The organism is Thermostichus sp. OS-CIW-32, assembly GCF_054060415.1.
In genome coordinates this window covers 130,679-153,001 of record NZ_JBSSDD010000003.1, presented here as the reverse complement: position 1 = coordinate 153,001, position 22,323 = coordinate 130,679, and the positions used below count along the sequence as shown (strand labels likewise).

The window sequence follows — 22,323 nt, the reverse complement described above, 5'->3', positions numbered from 1 at the left end:
GCCCAGCCTGCCCCCGTCCCCAAGCCCAGAAAACAAGTTATCCCTTGCCCCGTCCGCCGTCTATGGTGGGATCCAGATCCACCGTTCTCCATACCCTTGCCACCATGAATACCGCCGAACTGCTGGTTCGCTGCCTGGAAAATGAGGGGGTGCAGTACATCTTCGGCGTTCCTGGCGAAGAAAACCTGGAAGTCCTGCAAGCCCTGCGCCGCTCCTCAATTCGCTTTATCACCACCCGCCACGAACAGGGGGCCGCCTTCATGGCCGATGTCTATGGCCGGCTGACGGGCAGAGCGGGGGTGTGTCTCTCCACCTTGGGGCCGGGCGCCACCAACCTGATGACCGGAGTTGCCGATGCCAACCTGGACGGAGCACCCCTAGTGGCCATCACCGGCCAAGTCGGCACCGACCGCATGCACATCGAATCCCATCAATACCTGGATTTGGTGGCCATGTTTGCCCCCGTCACCAAGTGGAATGCCCAGATCGTGCGCCCCAGCATCACCCCGGAGATCGTGCGCAAGGCTTTCAAATTGGCCCAAACCGAGAAGCCCGGGGCCGTCCACATCGACTTGCCGGAAAACATCGCCGCCATGGAAGCCAGCGGCACTCCCTTGAGGAGAGATCGCCTGGACAAAACCTACGCCTCCTATCAAAGCCTGAACGAAGCGGCGTCCCTGATCTCCCGCGCCCGCAACCCCTTGATTTTGGCCGGCAATGGGGCCATTCGCGCCCAAGCCAGCAACGCCCTCACCGAATTTGCCACCCGCCTGAATATTCCCGTCGCCAATACCTTCATGGGCAAAGGGGTGATCCCCTACACCCATCCCCTGTCCCTGTGGGCCGTTGGCCTGCAACAGCGGGATCTGATCAGTTGTGGCTTCGACCGCACCGATCTGCTGATCGCCGTCGGCTACGACCTCATCGAGTACTCTCCCAAGAAATGGAACCCCGACGGCACCATCCCCATCGTTCACATCGCTGCCCTGCCCGCAGAAATCGACAGCAGCTACATTCCGCAAGTGGAGGTGGTGGGAGACATTTCCGACTCCCTGATGGAGATCCTGCGCCGCTGCGATCGCACGGGCAAGCCGGATCCCTATGGCATCAGCCTGCGGCAGAACATCGTCCGCGAGTACACCTGCTATGCCCAGGATCAGAGCTACCCGATCAAGCCCCAAAAGCTGATCTACGACCTGCGCCAAGTCCTGGAACCCGAAGACATCGTCATCTCCGATGTCGGCGCCCACAAAATGTGGATGGCCCGCCTCTACCACTGTGACAAACCCAACACCTGTCTCATCTCCAACGGCTTTGCCGCCATGGGCATCGCCATTCCGGGGGCCTTGGCCGCCAAATTGGTGCATCCCGACCGGCGCATCGTGGCCGTAACCGGAGATGGAGGGTTCATGATGAACTGCCAAGAGCTGGAAACTGCCCTCAGGGTGGGCACCCCCTTTGTCACCCTCATCTTCAACGATGGCGGCTATGGGCTGATCGAGTGGAAGCAACACAATCAATACAACGAGGCTGCTTTCGTCAAGTTCGGCAATCCAGACTTCGTCAAGCTGGCGGAGAGCATGGGCCTCAAGGGCTACCGCGTCGAAAAGGCTGCCGACCTGATCCCCATCCTGAAGCAGGCCCTCGAGCAGCCGGTGCCCACCCTCATCGACTGCCCTGTCGATTACGGCGAAAATCTTTACTTGACCCAGCGGTCGCAAGCGCTGGTCTGCGAGACTTAGGGGGTGAGGTGGATAGGAATGCGAGATTTGAGCCGAGTTGGGGCATAGTAAGCCCAGGATTGTCGGCCTCTGGGCAGTCCAGACTTATGTATCTTTACCGTTGACCCTTAGCAGCCAAGTGCAGTGAAATAGAGGCATTGTGGGTGACCCGCCAGCATGAGCGATCTTCCTTCCCCTCCCTTTACCTCGCGCCGCGCCGGCGCTGCCAGCAAAGCTCTGGCCATCGCCAACGTCAGCATTACCCCCTTTGGCCGCAAGTTAAAGGAGCTGGGCTTTGCCGACGATAAGCAGATCCAGGACATCCAAAACGCCCTCAAAGCGGATCGAGAGGGCAACAGCAAGGCCCTGGCTCTGGTGGTCAAGGATATCGTGGGCAAAGAGATCACCCCTGACCTGGAGCGGGCTTACAAACGGCAGCAGCTCTTTGAACTGAAAATCATCTACGGGATCCCCTCCCTGGATGTCGACCTGGAGCCGGTGGAGATCTCCGAGATGATTGGGCTGATCGACTCGATCTTGCCCCTCGACATCTGCAACCGCTACAAGTTCTTGCCCATTCGCCGTCGAGACAATCAGGTGACGGTGGCGATGGTCAAGCCAGACAACCTGCAGGCACTGGACGACATTCAACGGCGCTTCCGCATCCAGGGGCTGAAGCTGCAGCGGCGGGTCTTCACCCATCGGGATTTCGAGACCCTGATCAACCGCTACATGGATGCGCAGGCGGAGCTGCTGGCCATCAAGGGGATCAACGACGCGGCTGCTGCCCAACAGGAAGAAGAGGTGGTGGTCAATACCGCCGAAATCGATCTGGACAGCATCGAGGATGTGACTGCCGATGAGGCCGGCGAGGGATCCCTGGAGCAGCAGGTCAAATCGGCAGATGATGCCCCGATTATTAAACTGTCCAACCAGATCCTGGTCAAGGCCCTGCAGGATGGGGCGTCCGACATCCACATCGAGCCACAAGAAGAATACCTGCGCATCCGCTTCCGCAAAGATGGGGTGTTGCGGCAGGCTTTTGAAAACTTTCCCAAGAAGATCGTCCCTGCCCTCACCGCTCGCTTCAAAATCATGTCCAATTTGAACATTGCCGAGCGGCGCATGCCCCAGGATGGGCGGATTCGGCGGGTCTTCAAGGGGCGCAAGGTGGACTTTCGGGTCAGCACCCTGCCCTCCCGCTATGGGGAGAAGATCGTGCTGCGGGTTCTGGACAACTCCGCCACCCAACTGGGGCTGGACAAGCTGATCACCGACCCAGAGACCTTGGAAAGCTTCAAGGAGATTGTCAGGCGACCCTTTGGCCTAATCTTGGTGACCGGGCCAACGGGATCCGGGAAAACCACCACCCTCTACTCGGCTCTGGCGGAGGTGAACGATCCGGGCATCAACATCAGCACTGCCGAGGATCCCATTGAATACTCGCTGCCGGGGATCACTCAGGTGCAGGTGATCCGAGAAAAGGGCATGGACTTTGCCATGATCCTGCGCGCCTTCTTGCGGCAAGACCCGGATGTCATCCTGGTGGGGGAAACCCGCGACCACGAGACGGCCAAAACCGCCATCGAAGCCTCCCTCACGGGCCACTTGGTGTTGACCACGCTGCACACCAACGATGCCCCTGGCGCCATTGCCCGTCTGACGGAGATGGGGATCGAGCCATTTATGATCTCCAGCTCGTTGCTGGGGGTGTTGGCCCAGCGCTTGATGCGCCGGGTGTGTACCGAATGTCGGATCCCCTACCACCCCACGCCGGAGGAGCTGGCCCGCTATGGCCTTACCCTCAGTGGCGACGGCGAGCAGCTCACCTTCTACAAAGCCAACAAGCTCTCCCCCAAAGAAGTGGAGCAGCGCAAGGCCACCGGCAAGCCCATCTGCGAGAAGTGTGGGGGCGTGGGCTACAAAGGTCGGGTAGGGGTGTACGAGTTCATGCGCATGAACGACCGCCTTGCGGACTTGATCAACAAAGAGGCCCCCACGGAGGTGATCAAAGAAGCGGCGGTGGAAAGTGGCATGAAAACCCTGCTGGCCTACAGTTTGATGCTGGTGAAGCAGGGCCTCACCACGCTGGAGGAGGTGGATCGGGTGACCCTCACCGACAAGGGTCTGGAAAGCGAGCTGAAGGCCCGTGCCAAGGCTCTCAGCACCTGCCGCAACTGTGGCGCGGCCTTGCATGTGGACTGGATGGACTGCCCCTATTGCCTGACCCCGAAGTTTTAGGAAGTCGGCTTGGCACTTGACGATGTTGGGGTGCCGACTATAACAGTCCTATACAGTTGCCTTTCTCACATGGCTTTGGCCGGCGGCTCTTTTGATAGACAGTTCTACTCGCCTTTGGAGAACCCAACCCTATGCCCCAACTGATGATCGAAGACCTCATGGAAGCAATCGTCCAAAAGGGCGGTTCCGACATTCATATCTCGGCGGGTTTGCCCCCCTACTTCCGCATCAATGGTCACCTTGAGCCGACAGAGCATGAGCCTCTCTCGGCAGAGGAGGTGCAGCGGTTGATCTTCAGCATGCTGAACAACAACCAGCGCAAGCAGCTGGAGCAAAACTGGGAATTGGACTGCTCCTATGGGGTGCGGGGGATCGGGCGCTTCCGCGTGAACGTCTACCGCGATCGCGGCACCTATGCTTGCGCCATGCGGGCCCTGGCTTCTGAGATCCCCAACATCGACAAGCTGGGCCTGCCGGATGTGTGTAAGGAAGCAGCTCGCCTGCCGCGGGGCTTGGTGCTGGTAACCGGCCCAACGGGATCTGGCAAATCGACTACGCTGGCTTCCATGATCGACATGATCAACCGCGAACGGGCCGAGCACATCCTCACCATCGAGGATCCCATTGAGTATATCTACACCCCCATTCGCAGCATCATCCACCAGCGGCAACTGGGGGAAGACACCAAGAGTTTTGCCAATGCCCTGCGGGCAGCGATGCGGGAGGATCCGGATGTGATCCTGATCGGGGAGATGCGGGATCTGGAGACCATCCAGTTGGCCATTACCGCCGCCGAGACGGGCCACCTCTGCTTTGCCACGGTACACACCAGTTCTGCCGCCCAGACGGTGGATCGCTTGGTGGATGTGTTTCCGCCCGAGCAGCAGCAGCAGATTCGCGTGCAGCTCTCCAACTCCCTCAAGGCCGTCTTCTCCCAAACTCTGGCCCGCCGCCTCAATCCCAAGCCAGGAGAGCCTGGACGGGTGCTGGTGCAGGAAATCATGGTGGTGACGCCGGCCATTGCCAACCTGATTCGGGAGGGCAAAACTGCCCAGATCTACTCGGCTATCCAGACGGGGGGCAAGCAGGGCATGAAAACGCTGGAGCAAGATCTGGCTAACCTTTACCTACAGGGCAAGATCGACTTCGATACGGCCATGTCTAAGACCTCTCGCCCCGAGGAGTTGCAACGGCTTTTGGGCAACGTTACCGGGCCCTCGCCAGCCGCGGCTGCCCAGCAACAGCGGCCACCAGCAGTTGCCGCCCGTCGCTAAACCTCGTTGCCACCAGGCAGTGCTGGGATCCCCGGGTGAGGGTTCATTGCCGATCTCTAGCCACTGCCTCAATTTGTGGCTAAGCTCTAGCTGAGAGATCGTTGATCGGCCCAAAGTTTGGGCTGGATCCCTTTTTGCACCTGCGAAACATTTAAAGCCATTTCGTTATTTAGAGCGATCTAGCCGGGGGTACAGCCATGCCGCGCTACAAGGTTCGGGGGTTAAAGGCCGGTCAGCCGGTACGCCTGACGGTGGTGGCCAACAGCTTGACCGAAGTTCGTGCACGGCTGCGCCGAGACGGGATTTTTGCCAAACAGGAAGACATTCAGGAGGAGAAACCCTTCTTTTCCTTGGATACGTCTTTCGATTTCTCAATGCTGGGATCCATCGACATTCGCGACAAGGCGGTGTTTTCCCGGCAGTTCGCTGCCCTGATCAACGCCGGCGTGTCGATGGTGCGCTCTCTCACCATCATGGAGGAGCAAACCGGCAACCCCAAGCTCAAAAAATACCTGAGGGCCATTCGCTCAGACGTGGAAGCCGGGAAAAACCTCTCCGACTCCATCCGCCCTTATCCCGACGCCTTCGACGGCCTCTACTGCAGCATGGTGCAGGCGGGGGAGGTGGGCGGCGTGCTGGACGAAGTGCTCAACCGTCTGGCCAAGCTGCTGGAGGACATGGATCGCCTGCAGAAGCAGATCAAGTCAGCCATGACCTACCCGGTGGTGGTGACGATCTTGGCTGTCTTGATTTTCTTGGGCATGGTGCTGTTCATCTTGCCCACGTTTGAGAGCATCTACAACGACTTGGGTGGGGAGCTGCCCGGCTTTACCCAGTTTTTCATCAACATCAGCAAGTTCCTGCGCACGCCCCAGTACAGCTTGGGGCTGGTGGGCTTTCTAGGGGCCGTCTATTTTGCTTTCCGGCGCTTTTACCGCACCCCTGCCGGCAAGGAGACCATCGACGCGCTGGCCCTCAAGCTCCCTCTCTTCGGGGATCTGATCCAGAAGTCGGCGGTGGCTCGCTTCTGCCGCACCTTTGGCGCTCTCACCCGCTCCGGGGTGCCGGTGCTGACTTCCTTGGAAATTGTGCGCGACACCTCCGGCAACCAGGTGGTGGCCAACGCCATTGACGCCGCCCGCCAATCCATCTCAGAGGGAGGGCAGATTGCCCCTGCTCTGGGCAAGGCCAAGGTCTTCCCAGTCATGGCCATTCAGATGATCAGCGTGGGGGAAGAGACAGGGGAGCTGGACGCGATGCTGATGAAGACGGCGGATTTCTACGAGCTGGAGGTGGAGGAGGCGGTACGCGCCCTCACCAGCCTGCTGGAGCCGTTGATGATCGTGATCCTGGGCGGTATGGTGGGCTGCATTATCGTGGCCATGTACCTGCCCATGTTCAACGTCTTCGAGCTGGTGAAGTAGTGGATTGGGCTGACCCTTGAACCCCCAGGGCGGCCAGGGCACAGGGTAGGAGCAACAAAGGAAAGGGATCCCATGCTGAGGCGATGGTTAGCGGCCCTGGTGCTGTTGTTGGGGGTGGGGCTGGCAGTTTTGCTTTCCGAACAGCCGACGGGATCCCTGGCGGGACGGGTGGAGCTGCCGGCAGGGGTAGCTCTGGAGAGCGTCCGGGTGATCGCCGCCGGCCCGGCCACTCGCAGCTCCAGCTTGACCGCAGATGGCGAATATCGCTTGGATCGATTGCCTGTTGGGGAATACCAGGTGACGGTGCAGGGATCCGGCCTGGAAAAGGTGGGCAGCCAGAGATCCGTTCTGGTGCGGGAGGGGGCAACGGTTCGGATCCCCACCTTGCGCCCTCAGCTTGTCCCCCCCGGTCTCTATCTCTACAGCACCAGCCAGGTGTTTACGACCGCAGAACCGGCGCGGCTGCAGTGGCGGGCCACCAGCCTGGGCTCGGTGCAGCTCAGCCTCTATCGCTTTTCCCTGACAGAGCTGCAGGGATCCCATCTCTTGCGGGATTTGGCGGATGCTGACTATGGCTCCCTGGATCCGGCTCTGTATCCCACCCTGCGGCGGAAGCTTGTGCGCAGTTGGCAGCAGCCGGTGCCACGACGAGCGGGAGAGGGGTGGACAGCCCAAACCTTGGAGCTGGGGATCCTGCCGCCGGGGGCCTACTGGGTGGAGGCGGAGGGCCGGGAGCCGCTGAATGCGGCTGCACCCTTGCCCCGTTTCGACCATTGGTTTTTGGTGAGCGATCTCGGCCTCATCCAGAAGAAGGATGCCAGCCAGTTGGTGGTGCAGGCGGTGCACCTGCGGGAGCTGCGTCCCCTGGCCGGGATCCAGATCCAAGTTTTCGGGGAGTGGGGGGATCCCCTGACGGCCACCACCGATGCAGAGGGGCTGGCCCGCTTTGGCCTGCCGGCGAGAGAGGGTTCTTCCCTGGTGGTCTATGGCCGCAGTGCCGACAACACCCTGCAGGCTTTGTCCCGCAGCTACGCCTATGGCTGGAACCAGCCCCACCGGATCTACGCCTACACCGATCGTCCCCTCTACCGTCCTGGCCAAACCGTCTATTTCCGCGCCCTGGTGCGAGAGCAAACCCGCCTCACGCCGCCCCCGGTAGGACAAGCAGTGCAACTGACCCTTACGGCCCCCAACGGGGATGTGTTGAGCGAACAAACCCTGGCCACCAATGCTTTTGGCAGTGTCTATGGGGAGTTTCAACTGCCGGAAGAGGCGCCCCTGGGCAGCTACGGCCTGGAGTGGCAGGTGTCAGGGCCGCAGGGATCCAGCGGCGAATACACCTCTTTTCAGGTGGAAGCCTACCGCAAGCCGGAGTTTGAGGTGGCGGTGGTGCCCGACCGACCTTGGCTGGTGCGGGGGGGATCCCTGAAGGTGCAGGTGGAGGCCGAGTATCTTTTCGGCGCGCCGGTGGCCGCTGCCCAGCTCCGCTACCGAGTTTACAGCAGCCCCGACTGGAGCCTGCGCTATGGGCTGTTGCCCCGTTCTGCCGAGGAAGACTATTTCGCCGACGACCTGGGAGAGGAGCAGGGCTACTACGGCGGCTACGGCCAGTTGGTGGCGGAAGGGGAAGGGGTGACGGATGCCCAAGGGCGGGCGGAGTTTCGCCTGGATCGCCTGCTGCAGGATCTCAACTGGGAAGAAGACAGCTACTGGGGCCCCCAAGAGGTGCAGCAGTTGCGCATCGAGGTGGAGGTGACCGACATCAGCCGTCGCACCGTGACCGGAACGGCGCGGGCCTGGGTAACAGCTGGCGAATTTGCCCTCTTTGCCGAGGCCGACCGCCACCTGCCCGCTCCGGGGGATACCCTCACCTACCGGCTGCAAGCCCGCGATTACGATGGCCGCCCCGTCAGCGCCACCGGAGAGCTGAGCCTGGAGCGCTGGCGCTGGGATCCCAAGAGCAGCACCTACCAACGGCAAGATACCCTGCTGCGGCAACCTTTTCAGATTGTCAACGGGGAAGGCAGCCTCGACCTCCACCTGCCCGCCGACCTGGAGCCGGGAGACTACCGGGTGCGGTTGACGGCATGGGATCCCCGCCGTCAAAGTGCTCCGCACCGCTGGCGCGAACGGGTGCAGGAGGTGGACTATCTCTGGGTGGTGGAGCCGGGCAGCCCCCTGCAAAGTTGGGGATCCCTGCCCAGCCTGGAAGTGGTGGCGGATCGGCAGATCTACCAGGTGGGGGAAGAGGCCCAGATCCTGATAGTCTCGCCGCTGCCGGATGTGGCGGTGCTGGTGGGCATTGAGGGATCCCGGCTGCACCAGGTGCAGGTGCTGCGTCTCCAGGGGCATACGGCCACGCTGCGGCTGCCCATCCGCGGCGACTATCGTCCCAATCTCTACGTCACTGCCACTGCCATCGGCCCAGAGCGGCGGCTGTACCGAAGCGAGGCCCTGCTGCGGGTCTCCCCCTTGGATCGCTTTTTACAGGTGGAGCTGCAGACCGATAAGCCCACCTATCGACCGGGCGAGACCGCCCAAATCCAAATCCGCACCCGCGACGCCCAGGGACAGCCGGTGAGCGCCGAGGTGGGCCTAGGGATTGTGGACAATGCCCTCTACCTATTGCGACCCGACTTCACCCCGGATATTCGCCGCTTCTTCTATGGGCGCCAGTACAACCAAGTTACCACCACTACCTCTTTCCCTCAGCAATATCCCGGCGGTGCTGACAAGCTGGCCGGTCAAGTGCGGGAGGACTTTCGCGATACCGCCGCCTGGTTCCCGGATCTGGTCACCAATGCCGATGGCCTGGCTCAGGTACAGGTGCGTTGGCCCGACAACCTGACCACCTGGCGCTTGACCGCCCGCGCTGCCACTGCCGACACCCAGGTGGGATCCGCTCTTGCCACAGTCTCGGTTAGCAAAGACCTGTTGGTGCGCTTGGCCGCTCCCCGCTTTTTCCGGGTGGGGGATCAGCTCACCTTGGCGGCCATTGTGCAAAACCGCACGGGTCAAGCCCAAGCGGTGGAGGTGCGGCTGGAAGTTCCTGTTCCTGCCGGTGGGATCTTGAAATTGCAAGGCCCGGAACGACAACGCCTCACCGTGCCGGCCCAAGGAGCGGGGCGGGTGGAATGGCCTCTCCAGGTTCTGGGGGCCGGAGATACCTCTCTGCGGGTTTGGGCGGAAGGGAATGGGCTGAAAGATGCGTTGCAACTGCGGATCCCCAGCCAGCCTTTCGGCGCTGTGCAACGGTTCTCCCAGGTGGGTCGGGTGCAGGAGGGCAGCCTTGACTTATCGCTGGATTGGCCCGCCACCTGGGTGCCGGGATCCCGGCAGCTTCACCTGGAACTGGCCGCTAGCCCGGCAGCAACCCTGCTGGAGCCGCTGGATTACCTGGTGGAGTTCCCCTACGGCTGCACCGAGCAAACCCTGAGTCGCTTCTTGCCCGCCCTAGCCGTCACCCAAGTCAGCAAGCAGTTGGGCTTGAACCTGCGCTCGCAAACCCTGGAGCGGCTGCCCCAGGTGCTTCGATCGGGCTTGCAGCGACTGGAGGGATCCCAGAACTTCGATGGGGGCTGGGGCTGGTGGGCCCATGACCGGAGCAACCCCTATCTGACCGGATACATCCTGCAGGGGTATCACCTTGCCCAAGCTGCTGGCTATGCCCTCAAAGAGTGGCGGGTGCGGCAGGCCTTGGACTATCTGGCCGCTCAGGACTATCTGGCCGCTCAACTGGCCCAGCCACAAGCCCTCTCCCCGGATCTACAGGCTTTTGTCGCCTACAGCCTGGCCCTCTGGGATCCCGCCTTGGTGACTGCCGACCTGCCGCCGCCGGCCCAGCTTTCCACCTTTGGCCTGGCCTACCATGGCCTGGCTGCCCTGCAACTGGGCCAGGGGGATCTTGCCCAGGCAGCCCTGGATGAGGTTCTGGAGCGGCGGCAACAGGATCCCCAAGGGCGCTGGTTTATCCCGGCTGCTCCAACTCGTGCGACCCAAGAGCGCTCCACCTACGACGACATGGAGGTGGCCGGCCCCCTACTGCAATTGGCCGTTCGGCTGCAGGATGACCGGGCTGCCCAGATTGCCGATGCCCTTCTCCAACAGCGGCAAAACAACCGCTGGCGCACCACCAAAGCCACCGCCGATGCTCTCCTCGGCCTGTCCGCCTACTACCAAGCCCAGCAGCAGCAGCTTCCCGGCCCCGGCGAGGTGCGGGTGTTGGATGGGACAACTGGATCCCTTCTTGATCGCTGGCAGGCCGGCCCTGCGGATCCCCGCTATGGGCTGGATTGGGCTGACGCAGAAGTGGGGAACCTGAGCAGCCTGCGCCTGGAAAAGTCCGGCCCCGGCCCCCTTTACTACAGCTTGAGGGGAGAAGCCTTCGTCCCCAACCCTCTGCCCTCTCAAGCCCAAGGCTTTGCGGTGAGCCGCAGCTACTTCCGCCTACAGCCCCAGCTCCAACCCAACGGGAAGATCCGCTACCGAGAGCAGCCGCTGCGCCCTGGCGACACAGTAAGGGCCGGAGAAATCCTCCTGGCCCGGTTGACGGTGGAAGCCGAGCGGGACAGCCACTACGTGGTGGTCGAGGATCCCCTGCCCAGCGGCGCCGAGATCACCTCCCAGGATCCGCGAGAGTTCACCGGCTTGGCCCCAGACTACTGGTGGGACTGGTTTTGGACCCGCCAAGAGAATCGGGATGACCGCGTGGCCTTTTTCAGCACCGAGCTCAAGCAGGGTCGCCATGAGTTTGTCTATCTCTTCCGTCCAGAGATCCCCGGCCAATTCCAGGTGGCTCCTGCCTTGGCCGAAGAAATGTACGACCCCAGCCGCTATGGCCGCAGCGCCGCTTACTCCCTCGAAGTTCTCCCTTGAATGCCTCGAACCTGCCCACTTGGCCAGAAACGAAGTGACCAGTTGCGTCAGTGTGGCCCAAGGGCTGACGCAATGAGCAGCTGCGCATGGCTGGGCCGCCCCCAAAGCACCTGCTCCTGTTTGTAAACGACCATGCCGGGCGGGGATCCCTTGGGTTTGAACACCAGTTTCGGGCGAGTGTAGACTACCGGCACCTGTTCGCTGAGGCGACCGCGGCTGAAATGGGCCGCCAAATCAGCAGCCGCCTGCAGATCTTCGCTTTCTGCTACAGCCCCGGGGGGCAAGCGCAGCAGCACATGACTGCCGGGGATCTCTTGGGCATGAAACCACCAATCGTGTTCCTGAGCCACGCGAAAGGTGAGCTGATCATTTTGCAGGTTGTTGCGCCCCACCCAAATGGAGAAGCCACTGGGGCTGGTAAAGCGGTGGGGGTTGAAGGTTGCCGGTGAGGCATGTTTTGAGCTCGCCCGCAGAGACTCTGTCCCGCTGTTGCGAGTGGGACTCTCCAAGTAGCGCTGTTCAATCAGCTCGGTCTCAATTTCCTTGAGGGTGGTCAAGTCTTGGGGATCCCGATAGGTTTCCAGCTGCTGTAGAGACGCTTCCACCTGCTCGAGGTAGAGGATCTCTTGGCCGAGCGCCTCTTGTAGGGGCCGGATAGCATCCTGGGCCCGTTTTTGTTTGCGGTGCTTGCGGTAGTAGGCTTGGGCATTGAGAATGGCATTTTTTTCGGGGTCGAGAGGGATCTTGACCGTCTGGCCGCTGGCAAAATCCGGCAGCTCGATGTGATGCAACCCTGGCCGCCAGAGGTGGAGGTGGGCCATCAACAAGTCGGCAGCCTGCTTGGAGGCTTCCGCTTGGGTGGAGTCGGCCAGCATTGCCTCAAATTGCTCTCGCCGCTGATAGAGCTTTTTCAGCAGGGTGGATACCCTTTGCAGCAGACGGTGGCGCTCTCGCTCAAACTGTTCGCGGTTAAGCTGAGCCTGGTAGTAGCCTTCCAGAAGTTGGTGCAGATTGAGTCGAGAAGGTTGTTGCAGGGACTCCGTCCCGCTAACGGGAACGGCACCGCTTGCCCAGCCGAGAACGGTGTATCCCTGGGGAGTGGGAGCTGGGTCAAACTGGCCTGTTTCCAGACGGGTTAACCAGTCTTGCCACCTGGCAAACAGTGCCTGCCAATCGCGGGCAGAGAGGTGATCGGTGGAGGTTTGGGGCGGGATCCCAGCCTGATGGCACATCGCTTCCACCAAATGCCGACTGAGGCCGCGATAACAGCGCAACAGCCGTTGGCCGATGGGGCCAGGGATCAGGGCGACGCGCTCTTGCCACCAGGAAAAGGGCTCGGATCGCTGCGGGATCGGGTCGGTTAGGGCCGGAGGAGCCTCGTAGGGCAGGCCCGGCTGCACTGGACGGATTCGCGATTGGCGCTCGCTCACCCCATGACCACTGGCCAAGATCATGCCCGCCTCGTCCACCAAAATGGCATTGCTGTGCTTGCCCATCACCTCCAGGTAGAGATGGCGATAAGGGGGATCCCCGGGCCGAGGGGCAAAGCGCAAGTCAATCACCCGTTCCCAATCCTCCAGCAGAGCCAGCTCCGTCAGAGCCAAACCCTTCAGGTGCCGTTGGAGGAACTGGCTAAATTGAAAGCCATCCGGCTCTTTGGGAGGAGGCTGACAGAGGTGGAGACGGGCCGCCTGAGGATGCCAGCACAACAGCAAGCAGGGGCGGGCAGTGAGGGTGCGCAAGCCAATGACCACCGTCCACAGATCGGTCTGTTGGATCCATTCCACGCGGGCAGGCAAAACTGGATCCCGACCTGTCTTAGCCTGGGTTAGATCGGCGAGCACAGCACGCAGGGTGGTTAAATCAACCGGCTGCATCCCTGTTGCTCCTTCGCTACGCAATGCTCAGGCGGCTGGTCTGAGGCTGGCTTATTCTGACCCTTGGCCCGCAGATCCGACGCCCCCGACAGATGTTGAGACGGGTCTGGAGTGGCTGGTGAAAAACTCTGGGCAAGTTTTACCGGGTAGTTTCACCACCTCTATCCCTATGGTGCTCCGCACCGCCGAGGCGACTGGCTGGGCAGGAGTATCCAACTCGGCAGAACAGAAGGGGTTGACCGCCTAATCTTCGTCTTCATCTTCTTCGTCATCTCCGTCTTCCCATTCCTCATCGAGATCCAGCAGCAGGGCATAGAGCTGATCAAAAAGCTCTGGCGGCTCATCGGGGGTGAGCAGGTAGGGATCCCCTTCGTCAGGCAGAGCGGCGTAGAGCAAAACGGGATCGAGGGGGGTAAAGATGCCGTATTTCTTCTCTTGGTAGAAAAAGGTAGCTAGCAGTTGAAACTCCTGGGCATCTTCCTCGCTCTCGCCCAGCTCGAACACATCTTCCTCTTCGACTGGGGGCAATTCCCCCTGAACCGTGAGGATGTCGAAGCCATTTTGCTGCAAGGTGAGGTTCAACTCCCCCAAGACAGCCTGGATGGTGGGCAGGGTAGCCTGTAGCTCTTCGGGATCCGGCTCGTCCAGGATCCCTTCCATGTTGGCATCGCCGTTCACCGCTTGGCTGGGTTCTTCTTCCCCTTCCCAAACCAGCACTTTGATCACAGCATCAACGGGAGTCACCAGAGCATAGGTCTGCTCGTCGATGACCACCTGCCGCAGGATCTCGCACTTGAGAGGCTGGTTTTGCTCGTCGCGGAGCACCAAGGTTTCATGGGATTCAGTCATTGAAAACAGCCCAGGGTAGGAAAGACGGGGGTGTACAGAAGCTCATTCTCCCATGTTCTGCCCCCCTGCAATGCTGAGGGATCCCTTCCAGGCCCACCGGCAGAACTCTATGCTTCGGCTTCTCCTTCTGCTTGGGTTAAGGCTTCCAGAGCCAATAAAATCTCCTCTTCTCGGCGGGCGTAGGTTTCTTCGTCAATTTCTCCCAAATCTAGCTGAATTTGCAGGGCCGTAAGTTCTTTTTGCAGGTTTTCTTTGCTATCCAGCTGTGCTTCGGCGCGTTCTTGGATCTGCTCCGCTAGCCAAAGCAAGCTTTGGGCCGGCCAAGTCAACAATTGCCAAACCATCCCAGGGCCCCTAAAGCAGATGATGAGTCTTCGTAATCCTATCAATTTGGATTCTCAGGTGGCCATTGCCCCGGCCTAGCCGTGAAACTTTTTGTTCCCTTCCTCCCCAAGCTGGAAAGACTGGGACACGCACGAAGCGCCAGGGGAAACACTGGCTATTGGTGCTCAGGCAAGTCCTAGCCGCGAAGACTAATCCTCTCGCTGGTGCTTCTCGATCCACTCCATGAGCTCCCCCTCGGAATGGGTACACAGGCGCTCTCCCGTGATTGGGTCTTGGACAGACCACCAGACCATGCCGCTGCCATCTACCCACTGCCGCACCCGCAGTTCATCGCAGGCCGCCAAGACTGCCTTCAGGCTCTGCCAAAGGTGGCGCAGTCCTCTGAAGAGCGCTGAAGAGAAGGGATCCCTGCCGCCGTACTCGGCTGCCAGCTGCCGCTCTTCTTGTTTCAGCAGCTCCATCAAGCGGGTGTTGTTGGCCGCCCTAGCTGCTTCCAAACGACGGGCCAGGGAGGCTGCTATGTTTTGGCGATGGCGGGCCAGGAGACTTGTCCCCCTCATTTCAGCGATTGCACTCATAAGGCTGCTCTACATACCAGTACCTCTACACGATCAATCCTACCAAAAAATCTGTAGTCAAGGATACGAAAAGTGCAAAACCATCGGTCCTGCACGCTAACGTGCGGGATCCGATCCCAGTGCCCTGCCTGGGAGCTGCCGGAAGTTAATCCAACAAGGGGCCACCTGAGCAGCTCAGATCAATCGGCGGCTTCCCCGGACGGATTTAACGGGGGCTAATCCACAGGCAGCAAATTCAAGCGGAGCGGCAACCGGAGTTTTTCTGCGTCTTGCAGGAAAAAATGCTTGCAAGCCTACTTCCACGGAGCTGCCACAACTCGGAACGAGCCGACCAAAACAGCTTAGGCAGGAGGTGGAGAGGAAAAGGATGGGGGACTATCAACTTCAATGTAGCCTAACCCTCTCTTCTGGACGATGGTCCGTAGCTCCTGAATCAACTTTTGATCTTGGGAAGCGGTACGTGCTCCTGACTCGGCAGCCCATTCTTTCAAGCTTTGAATTTGGTCACGAGCAATGGCGGCTAGAGGAACCGTTTGGCGGGTGGTGCCCCAGGAGTAACGATACAGCCTGTTAAGGAACTAAGGGGCACAGTAGCAACACTTAGCAAACCAACTTCGGAAGCAGGACGGGTTGATAAGTAATAAAGAGGTCTCCACTATCTGCTCTATGCTACACTTCCCAGCTTCTAGCGAATGGGTTGGCATATCCCTCTCTCCTTCCTCTTGAATACTTGTATCCTATTTTTAATAGGCTGTAGCAACAATGTGAGTCTAAAGAAAGGTGTACTCGTCGTAAAGGGATCCCTTGAACAAAGCGCCGTTCAGGTTAGCTCCCCGCAGGTTGGTGCCCCGCAAGTCGGTTTGGCTCAAGTTGGCTTCCTGCAAGTCTGCTTCTCGCAAATCAGCTCCTCTTAAATCCGCTCCGGTCAAGTCCGCTTGCTGCAGGTAGGCTCGGCGCAAATACGCATCTGCAAGGTTAGCTCGGGCCAAGCTCCAGCCGGAACGCGGCTGGTTGAGAACCCGCCAAACTTGTTTCCACTTGGGATCCAATTGGGTCTGGGCGTCTAGGCGTGTCCCCTGCAGGACGGCCTGGCTGAGATCTGCCCCTTGTAGGTTGGCTGAGGTTAAGTCGGCCCCGCCGAGGTGGGCTTCGCGGAGATTGGCGCCGCGCAGATCGGCATGGACAAAGTTAGCCTCTCGCAAATTGGAGCCCTGCAAGTCCGCTTGCAGTAGGCGAGCTTGGCGCAGGTTAGCCTTTTGCAAGGAAGCCCTGCAGAGGATGACTTGGCTGAGGTCTGCATCGGCAAGGTTGGCTTCATCCAATTGGGCCGAGTGGAGATAGCCCCCGCAAAGATTTGCCTCCGACAGATCCCTGCCCACCAGATCTCGTCCTTCCTGCTCCCAGTTGAGGATTTGCCACACCTGGCGCCACTTTTCTGCAATTTGGGTCTCAGGGGTAAGGTGGGCGCTCCGCAGCAGGGATCCCCGCAAGTCCGCTCCCACGAGATTGGCCTGATGCAAATCGGCGTCAGCCAAAACGGCGCTGCTTAGGTTAGCCCCCATCAGGTTGGCTTGGCGCAAGTTGGCTTGCCGGAGATTGGCCTGGCTGAGGTTGGCATGGCTCAAGTCCGCCCCTTGCAGATGGGCTCCCTCAAGGCGGCTATGGCTGAGGTCAGCGTAACAAAGAATGGCTTCAGTTAGGCGGGCATTGTTCAAATCAGCAGCTTTTAGCTGGGCCCGCCATAGGTTAGCCTGACGTAGGTTTGCTCGACACAGATTGGCTTGTTCCAGGAAGGCTTGGCGCAGGTTGGCATTCACCAAGACAGTTCCCACCAAAATGGCCCGGCACAGAACTGCTTCAGCCAGACAAAGGCCAGAGAGGTCGGCCCCGCTGAGGAGGATCCCTTGCAGATCTGCTTGGTAAAGCCCCAGGGCGCTGAGATTCAGCTGCTTGAAATCCCGTTCCCCCTGAGCGTATTGGTGCAGCAGTTGCTGGACGGGGCTGAGCATGATTCCTTATCTACCAAATCCACCAGGAGATCCTGGCCGCGAACACAGACAGGGTAAGCCGATAGGTAGAGGGTGTTACGGCAGCCAAACCACTCGTAGCGGTGATCCCGGATCTGTTCGTAGCCCAGATCCCCCAGAAACTTCAAGCCAGGAAAGTTGCGGTACAGAGCCAGCCACACCTCCCCGCTCGGCAAAAGGGCGGCAATTTGTTCAATGGCGGCGGATCCCTGCCAGCGGCGCTCTGGGTGCTCCAGATCGATGAGAATCATCCCCAGCTCCACCTGCTCCGGTGGGATCCCCCATTGGGCCAGGGTAGAGGTATCTTGCATAGGAGCATAGCAAAACTGCCGTCCGCGATCCAGTTGCTCCAAGAGCTGAACGCCGGTGGCACAGAGGTTGCAGAGGCCGTCGTAGATAACCATGTAGGGCATGGTGGGATCCCTCAGGCGGGCTGACCCAAAATCTGGGCTTGGTACTGGGCTTCGGTAAGCAGTTGCCGAGGCTGCCGCTGCAGGAACACCCGACCCATCAGGTGATCGTATTCGTGCTGAAAGATCCGCGCCGGAAAATCCTGCCAGACCACCCTTTGCTGAACGCCTTCTGGAGTGTAATACTCCACCTCCACTTCGCGAGCGCGGGCCACCAGACCACGGCAATTGGGCACACTCAAGCAGCCTTCCCAACCCAGCACCTGGTCAGAACTGCAAGCCAGCAGACGGGGGTTAACCATCACCAGAGGCTGCATTTGCGGCGCTTCCGGGTAGCGGGGATTGGGACGAGAGGCCACGATCAGCACTTGGAGCAGGGATCCCACCTGAGGAGCAGCCAAGCCCACCCCCTGCGCCTCTTTCAGGGTAGCCAGCATGCCTTCTATAAGATCCTGCAAGGCCGGCGTTTTGAACTCCGTCACCGGCTCGGCCACTTGCGTCAGGATGGGATCCCCCAGTTGGCGTAGGCGAAAAGTCATGGCTTGCCCCAAGCAATTCTTCTTCTCAGTCTAGCGGGGATCCCTGAGCAGCCTAGCGGCTCTTGCCAGTAGCCACCAGTTCCAGGGCCAGCTTGGAGCGCTTCAGCCCTTCTGGGATGGGGATGGGGTAGTGGCCGGTAAAGCAAGCGGAGCAGAACGAGTTGGGATCCCGGCCCGTGGCAGCCAGCATGCCTTCCCAGCTCAGGTAGGCCAAAGAATCCACTCCAATCTTCTCGGCGATTTCCTCTACGGAATGCTGGGCAGCAATCAACTGATCCTGGCTATCGGTATCGATGCCGTAGAAGCAGGGATGGGTAACCGGAGGGCTGGAGATGCGCATGTGGACTTGGGTGGCCCCCGCCTGGCGCAGGGCCTTGACGATCTTTTGGCTGGTGGTGCCCCGCACAATCGAGTCGTCCACGATCACAATCCGCTGCCCCCGCAGCACGTCTTCCAGGGGGTTGAGCTTCATGCGAATGCCCCGCTCCCGCATGGATTGGGTGGGCTGGATAAAGGTGCGGCCCACGTAGCGATTTTTGATCAGCCCTTCCGTGTAAGGGATCCCCGACTGGCGAGCATAGCCAATGGCCGCCGGCGTGCCGGAATCGGGAACGGAGATCACCCAGTCGGCCTCTGCCGGAGCCTCCTTGGCCAGTTGTTCTCCCAGCCGCACCCGGTAGGAGTAGAGGCTTTCCCCGTGCATCCAACTGTCTGGGCGGGCGAAGTAGATCATCTCGAAGATGCACAACTTGGGGGTGGCCTCCGCCCAACGCACCGATTGCAGCCCCTGACGGCTGATCCACACCAACTCTCCCGGCTCCACCTGCCGCAGAGGATCGGCCCCGATGATATCCAAAGCACAGGTTTCTGAAGCCAACACGTAATGCAGCGGCTCGGCCTCGGGGTGGCTGAGGGTGCCGTCGCTGCAGATGATCTCCAGCATCTCTGACTGCAGCAGCTCATCCAGAGCGGGGTTGCTGCTCAAAAGCCCCAACACCAGCGGACGCACCCCATAGGGATCCCGTGCCCCGATCAGGCCCTCTGGCGTGCCGATCACCAGACTAAAAGCCCCCTGACAGCGGCGCAAAGCTTGGCAAGTGGCCGCGATCCAATCTTGACCTTGGTTCACCGCCTGGGCAATGGCGTGGGCAATACACTCGGAGTCGGTGCTGCTGGTTAGGTGCCGGTCGGCGGCCTCCAGTTCCTTCCGCAGCTCTTCCGCATTGACCAAATTGCCGTTGTGGGCCAGAGCCAGCGGCCCCAGGCGAGTCTCCACGATCACCGGCTGAGCATTGGCCACGCGGCTGGATCCAGTGGTGGAGTAGCGGGTGTGACCAACCGCCAGATCCCCGGTCAGTTGGGCCAAGTTCACTTCATCGAAGACCTGGGAGACCAAGCCCATCGCCTTGTGAACCCGGCAAAAGGATCCCTCAAAAGTGGCGATCCCTGCCGATTCTTGGCCGCGATGCTGCAAGGCAAATAGGCCAAAGTAGGCCAGCTTGGCCACCTCCTCTCCTGGAGCCAGGATGCCAAAGACCCCGCAAGCCTCTTGCAGCTCTTCCCGGGCATACCCCGCCCCGCTGATGTTTTCTGAGGGGTACAGGGCATCAACGCCAACGGCAGTCTGCCCCTCTGCTTCTCCACAGCCAGAAGATGGTTCTGCTCCCGCCCTTGCTGCCATGGATCCTCGTCTTGCTGTCACGCTTACCAGTCTAACTCGGCCCAGGTCATTCCCCTCTATCTGGCTTCACCCCCAAAGGGGAAGTCCACAGGTGGGGTTTGCAAAAAGCTAAGACTCTATCTATAGTGTTAGCAGCGTGTAAGCGCTGCTGTGGCTGAGAAGCAGCCTGGCCGAGTTTTTGAGTTGGACACCACCAAGGCTCGGCTCTCCCAGAACCGGCAGGATCCCAAAGCTTTGTGTTGTGAGGAGTCAAACCCCATGAGACAGCAGCCCCATAGGTTCCGTCAGAGCTGGACGTTAGCAGCCCCTGTGATCAAAACCAGTGTGGCCGCTCTTCTGTCGTTGTCACTGGTGGCCTGCCAAGAAGATGCCGGCGAACAGCCTGCGGTTACCATCACGCCGATAGCGGTGGTGGCTCCAACGCCCACTCCTTTCCTCATCCCCAGTCCTGTCCCTACGCCGCCGCCCACCCCTCTGGCTACCCCGACCCCCACTCCCCTCTTGAATCCTTTCCCCACTCCCAGCCCCTCTCCCACTGCTTCCTTTGCAGCAGAGCCGCCTTCGATTGCCGTGGTGGCCCTGACGGACGCGCGACAGACGGTACCCTTCAACGTGCTGGTGGCCGTGACGACTCCTGCAGGTTTGGGGGCCGGCATCAGCTTCCGGGTGGAAATCCGACAAAGCCCCCTCACCCTCACCTTTGATTTCACTGCCGCTGCCGTCGGCTGTCAGCCCAACAGCAGAGCCTGCATTGGCACCATCCCCATCACCATTCCCACTTCTGCTCCCACTGGGGATTATGAGGTGACGGCAATGGTGGCGGATACCCAGGGCCGAATTGCTTCGGCCAAAGCTCCTTTACGGGTGTTGCCTGCGCCCAGTCCCTCCCCCTCGCCAACGCCGACCGGCACCCCCAATCCCTTTCCCTCGGTATCCCCTTCGCCCAGACCCAGTCCCTCTCCCAGTCCTTCGCCGACGCCCAGCCCCAGAAGCTTCTAACTCCCTCAGGCAGTCTCTCTTGTCGATTCAGGACTAAGGTAGCTCTTGAAGAACTCGCTTCAGGGTGGCGATCAGGTGTTCAATATGGGCTTCCTCGATGATCAAAGGCGGGGAAAGGGCAATGGTATCACCTGTGGTGCGAATCAATACCCCCCGCTCGTAGCAGCGCAAAAACGCTTCAAAAGCCCGCGCTGTCGGTCGGCCAGGGATCCCTTCCAATTCAATTGCCCCCACCAAGCCGAGGTTGCGCACATCGATGACATGAGGCAAGCCCCGTAGGGAATGGAGAGCCTCCTCCCAGAGGGGAGCGAGGTTGGCAGCCCGCTCGAACAAGCCTTCTTCTCGATACAGGTTCAGGGTAGCCAAGCCGGCGGCACTGGCAACTGGGTGGCCGGAGTAGGTGTAGCCGTGGAAAAACTCGATGGGGCTCCAGGAGAGTGTCCTGCTGTTGTCCCCTGGACGGTGCAGGTCATCAGCGGAACCAGCAGCCTCCATGAAGGCGCTGTAGATCTCTTGCTTGACGATCACTGCGCCCATCGGGATGGTGCCATTGGTGAGGCCCTTGGCACAGCAAATCAGATCCGGCACCACCCCAAAGTAATTGGCCGCAAAAGGGGATCCCAGACGCCCAAAGCCGGTGATCACCTCATCGAAGATGAGCAGAATGCCGTATTTGTCGCAAATGGCCCGCAGCTTTTCCAAATAGCCCACCGGCGGCAGCAACACCCCCGTTGAACCGGCAACCGGCTCTACGATCACCGCTGCAATCGTGCTGGCATCGTGGAGAGCGACGATCCGCTCCAAGTCTTCTGCCAAGTGGGATCCCCAGCGAGGCAGGCCGCGGCTAAAGGCGTTTTGCTCCAGGTTGTGGGTGTGGGGCAGGTGATCCACTCCGGGAATGAGGCTGCCAAAAAACTTGCGGTTGTTGGAGATGCCCCCGACCGAGATGCCCCCAAAGCCAACGCCGTGGTAGCCCCGTTCCCGGCCAATCAGCCGCTGCCGGGATCCCTGTCCGCGTAAGCGATGGTAGGCGATGGCCATTTTCAGGGCCGTATCCACCGCCTCAGAGCCAGAGTTGGTGAAAAAAACGTGATCCAGTCCGGCAGGAGTGAGCTGGATGAGCTGCTCTGCCAGTTGAAAGGCTTTGGGATGGCCCATTTGAAAAGCTGGGGCGTAGTCCAGTTGGGCCACCTGCTGTTGGATTGCTTCCACAATCGGGGGACGACAGTGGCCAGCATTCACACACCACAGCCCGGCAGTCCCATCTAGGATTTGGCGGCCATCGTGGCTGGTGTAGTACATGTCTCGGGCGGCCACCAACAGGCGCGGGTTGGCTTTAAATTGCCGATTGGCCGTAAAGGGCATCCAAAAAGGCTCCAGATTCAGCTCCGCTTGCAGGGCGACGGCTGCTTTCTCCAGGGTTTCTTGCATGGCTGGCCCTCCGGCAGTAGACGAGATTTCAAGCTGGCGAAGATGGAATCCC

The 22,323-nt window shown here is 60.3% G+C and carries 15 protein-coding genes and 1 pseudogene; 6 read left to right on the top strand and 10 right to left on the bottom strand.

Features of this window, described 5'->3' with window-relative positions:
• The first annotated feature begins 104 nt into the window (after positions 1-104).
• The 5 genes from ACVWY8_RS05735 (at position 105) to ACVWY8_RS05715 (ending at position 11,535) form a co-directional block, all read left to right on the top strand.
• Positions 105-1,742 (top strand): acetolactate synthase large subunit, encoded by a 1,638-nt coding sequence (locus ACVWY8_RS05735; RefSeq protein ID WP_457393558.1) that lies wholly within the window; start codon positions 105-107, stop codon positions 1,740-1,742.
• Positions 1,743-1,898: 156 nt separating this feature from the next.
• On the top strand, positions 1,899-3,962 hold the full coding sequence (locus ACVWY8_RS05730) for a GspE/PulE family protein (protein ID WP_457393466.1): 2,064 nt from the start codon (positions 1,899-1,901) through the stop codon (positions 3,960-3,962).
• 131 nt (positions 3,963-4,093) lie between these two features.
• Positions 4,094-5,236 (top strand): type IV pilus twitching motility protein PilT, encoded by a 1,143-nt coding sequence (locus ACVWY8_RS05725; protein ID WP_414383847.1) that lies wholly within the window; start codon positions 4,094-4,096, stop codon positions 5,234-5,236.
• Positions 5,237-5,433: 197 nt separating this feature from the next.
• Positions 5,434-6,660, top strand: a complete 1,227-nt coding sequence (locus ACVWY8_RS05720; protein ID WP_457393464.1) for a type II secretion system F family protein — start codon at positions 5,434-5,436, stop codon at positions 6,658-6,660.
• Positions 6,661-6,732: 72 nt separating this feature from the next.
• Entirely contained in the window at positions 6,733-11,535 is a 4,803-nt protein-coding gene (locus ACVWY8_RS05715; RefSeq protein WP_457393462.1) for an alpha-2-macroglobulin family protein, read from the top strand.
• 47 nt (positions 11,536-11,582) lie between these two features.
• On the opposite strand, the gene ACVWY8_RS05710 is transcribed toward ACVWY8_RS05715, so the two are convergent.
• The 9 genes and pseudogenes from ACVWY8_RS05710 to purF all read right to left on the bottom strand — a co-directional run bounded on the left by ACVWY8_RS05710 (position 11,583) and on the right by purF (position 19,841).
• Positions 11,583-13,412: an Rqc2 family fibronectin-binding protein gene (locus ACVWY8_RS05710; protein ID WP_414408773.1), complete on the bottom strand. Its 1,830-nt coding sequence runs from the start codon at positions 13,410-13,412 to the stop codon at positions 11,583-11,585.
• Between the two features lie 243 nt (positions 13,413-13,655).
• Entirely contained in the window at positions 13,656-14,261 is a 606-nt protein-coding gene (locus ACVWY8_RS05705; RefSeq protein ID WP_011433718.1) for a DUF3727 domain-containing protein, read from the bottom strand.
• Positions 14,262-14,368: 107 nt separating this feature from the next.
• Entirely contained in the window at positions 14,369-14,605 is a 237-nt protein-coding gene (locus ACVWY8_RS05700) for a gas vesicle protein GvpG (RefSeq protein WP_011433717.1), read from the bottom strand.
• Between the two features lie 189 nt (positions 14,606-14,794).
• Positions 14,795-15,184 carry a hypothetical protein gene (locus ACVWY8_RS05695; RefSeq protein WP_414342319.1) on the bottom strand — a complete coding sequence of 130 codons (390 nt, stop codon included), beginning with the start codon at positions 15,182-15,184 and terminating at the stop codon, positions 14,795-14,797.
• 578 nt (positions 15,185-15,762) lie between these two features.
• Positions 15,763-15,864 (bottom strand): annotated as a pseudogene (locus tag ACVWY8_RS05690) (IS630 family transposase); the annotation flags it as partial.
• A 90-nt stretch (positions 15,865-15,954) separates the two neighbouring features.
• Positions 15,955-17,193 carry a pentapeptide repeat-containing protein gene (locus ACVWY8_RS05685; protein WP_011433715.1) on the bottom strand — a complete coding sequence of 413 codons (1,239 nt, stop codon included), beginning with the start codon at positions 17,191-17,193 and terminating at the stop codon, positions 15,955-15,957.
• Positions 17,127-17,624 (bottom strand): thiol-disulfide oxidoreductase DCC family protein, encoded by a 498-nt coding sequence (locus tag ACVWY8_RS05680; RefSeq protein ID WP_414416528.1) that lies wholly within the window; start codon positions 17,622-17,624, stop codon positions 17,127-17,129. The genes ACVWY8_RS05685 and ACVWY8_RS05680 overlap by 67 nt, the downstream gene beginning before the upstream one ends.
• An 11-nt stretch (positions 17,625-17,635) precedes the next feature.
• Entirely contained in the window at positions 17,636-18,160 is a 525-nt protein-coding gene (gene def, locus ACVWY8_RS05675; RefSeq protein WP_414330398.1) for a peptide deformylase, read from the bottom strand.
• Between the two features lie 52 nt (positions 18,161-18,212).
• Positions 18,213-19,841, bottom strand: coding sequence for an amidophosphoribosyltransferase (purF, locus tag ACVWY8_RS05670; protein ID WP_457393460.1), 1,629 nt, complete (start codon positions 19,839-19,841; stop codon positions 18,213-18,215).
• A 309-nt stretch (positions 19,842-20,150) separates the two neighbouring features.
• On the opposite strand from purF, the gene ACVWY8_RS05665 reads away from it, so the two are divergent.
• Positions 20,151-20,840 carry a hypothetical protein gene (locus ACVWY8_RS05665; RefSeq protein WP_457393458.1) on the top strand — a complete coding sequence of 230 codons (690 nt, stop codon included), beginning with the start codon at positions 20,151-20,153 and terminating at the stop codon, positions 20,838-20,840.
• Positions 20,841-20,873: 33 nt separating this feature from the next.
• Here the strand turns inward: ACVWY8_RS05665 and ACVWY8_RS05660 are convergent, their stop codons facing one another.
• A complete protein-coding gene (locus ACVWY8_RS05660) occupies positions 20,874-22,271 on the bottom strand; it encodes an aspartate aminotransferase family protein (protein ID WP_011429583.1) in 1,398 nt (465 codons plus the stop codon).
• Positions 22,272-22,323 lie beyond the last annotated feature (52 nt).